The organism is Bacillus sp. JST-5 (assembly GCF_057747715.1).
In genome coordinates, this window is record NZ_JBYLHW010000124.1 from 1 (window position 1) to 2,447 (window position 2,447).

General features: G+C 34.1%; 2 protein-coding genes. Both read left to right on the top strand.

Features of this window, described 5'->3' with window-relative positions; all coding sequences use genetic code 11:
* The first annotated feature begins 160 nt into the window (after positions 1-160).
* Positions 161-637 carry a tetratricopeptide repeat protein gene (locus AC3ASS_RS14020; RefSeq protein WP_488284126.1) on the top strand — a complete coding sequence of 159 codons (477 nt, stop codon included), beginning with the start codon at positions 161-163 and terminating at the stop codon, positions 635-637.
* Positions 638-675: 38 nt separating this feature from the next.
* Positions 676-1,887 (top strand): MFS transporter, encoded by a 1,212-nt coding sequence (locus tag AC3ASS_RS14025; RefSeq protein WP_488284127.1) that lies wholly within the window; start codon positions 676-678, stop codon positions 1,885-1,887.
* Positions 1,888-2,447 lie beyond the last annotated feature (560 nt).

A 2,447-nucleotide genomic window follows, 5' to 3' on the forward strand; every position in this document is an offset into this window, starting at 1 on the left:
TCTTAGAAAATGATGAGCAAAAAAAGACAAACCCCAACTCAAATGAAGCATTTGAGTTGGGGTTTGTCGACAGTCTGTAACGAGGAAATCATCCTCGTTTTTTTATAGCATTTTTAACTGTCATATGTTTACATATACTTAGAAGGATGGTGAATCTGATATGAATCGTCAATCAGTAAAAGACCTATTGAAAGATAAGAAATTTGAAGAAGCATTAAAGATATGTAAAAAATGGGTCAACGCTGAACCAAAAAATGGTGTGGCCTATGCATATACAGCCTTCGCTCATGATTCATTAGGATACGAACGGGAAGCCATTCCCTATTATGAAAAAGCATTAACTCTTGATTTACCTCCTCCTTTGCGAAGAGAAGTTCTACTTGGACTCGGTAGTACATATCGTAGCATTGGTAATTATGACAAAGCGAAAGAAATTCTAAATATAGGTATGAAAGAGTTCCCGGACGCAAAAGAATTCCTAGTTTTTTATTCGATTGTTTTGCACAATTTAAACCAACATACCGAGGCATTGTCCATGTTGCTAAAAACGTTAATTGAAACGACAACAAATAAAGATATAAAGAAATATGAACGTGCGCTATCGTTTTATGCTGATCATTTGGATGAGATTTGGTAAAAGGTTTTAGTTAAATTTAGGAGAAAGGATCGACTTATATGCAAGCACATGCAGAGGTACATTCCGTTTCGCAAGAAGAAAAAATTTGGACGAGAGATTTTATCCTTATTTGTCTAGCAAACTTTTTTATTTTTTTAAGCTTTCAAATGGCTCTGCCTACTATTCCGTTATTTATTGAATACTTAGGAGAAAGCGAACAATTTATTGGAGTCATTACTGGAATTTTTACATTTTCTGCTCTTATCATTCGACCATATGCGGGATCAGCATTAGAAACAAAGGGAAGAAAATTCGTTTACATGCTCGGAGTCACAATATTTGCCTTTGCTGTTGGTGTATTTGCACTTATATTTAGCATCTTTATTTTAATCATACTCCGTGTAATTCAAGGGTTAGGATGGGGATTTGCTACTACTGCTTCTGGAACAATTGCAACGGATTTAATTCCTCCCAAAAGACGTGGAGAAGGTTTAGGTTATTTTGGCTTATCGGGAAATTTAGCTTTAGCTCTTGGCCCATCACTAGGTTTAACATTAGCAAATTATTTGTCTTTTACACAGTTATTTATCATTTGTGGAATATTAGGGATCATTTCATTATTGCTAGCTTCACAAGTTCGTTATAAACAAGTGAACCAAACTCCAAAAGTTCAGCAATTAAAAAATAAAAGATTTGATATTTTTGAAAAAAGTGCGATTGAACCTTCCCTTCTCTTATTTTTTCTAACAGCAACTTTAGGAGGGATTTCAACCTTTTTACCTTTATATACTCTTCAAAAAGATATTGGTGGGATTGAGTGGTATTTTCTTATATATGCCGTCTTTTTATTTATCTCTCGAACATTTTCTGGAAGAATTTATGATCGAAAAGGACATAAAGCAATTTTTTTACCAGGTACTATTCTTGTATTAATCGCTATGCTCTTACTTGCATGGTTACCGAATAGCATCACTCTATTAATTGCTGCTGCTATTTATGGATTAGGTTTTGGATCTGTTCAACCAGCATTACAAGCATGGGCAGTTGAGAAAGCTCCAAATAATCGAAAAGGTATGGCGAATGCTACGTTCTTCTCCTTTTTTGATCTTGGTGTTGGTGCTGGGGCACTAGCTTTTGGACAAATAGCATACATGTTTAGTTATAGCGCAATTTATATTGTTGCTGCATGTTCTGTATTGTCTTCCGTCGCATTATATTTGTATTTATTAATGAAGGAAAAGAATAAGAAAAAATTAGTTCAGAACAGTTAATATAAATCCTCTGAAATCTTTCAGAGGATTTTTTGTTTATTTCCACCAAAAATTGAATAATTTTCATTTTATTGCACAAACTTAATTCAAAATGTGTTGGAGAGTGTCATAGTGTGAAAAAGAAGTTGGATAAGATAATTCGTTTGCAATATATCGGATTGATTTTAACTACTTTATTCACTATTGGATTAATAATTTTAACACTCGTTCATGATAAAAAGGTGACTGGAGATCATATCACTGAGCTTTGATTAAATTACGAAATTTACTATATAAGATCATAAATAAATGGTTTTTTATTGAAAAAGATTTTTCGAAAGTTACGTTTTTAAGTTTATTCCTCTCATTTAAGAAGTTAGTACTTAACATCGATTTACGGTTTGATTTACGTAGCATTCAAAATCGAGTAGGAGGGGGTGACTAACCCCCGACCTCTCACACCACCGTACGTACCGTTCGGTATACGGCGGTTCAATTAAGATCATTGACGCAAGTCTTTATAACTTCCGTGAATAGCTGTTCTCTTTATGCCAGTGGTCACTCCACCCTCCAAGAGGTCT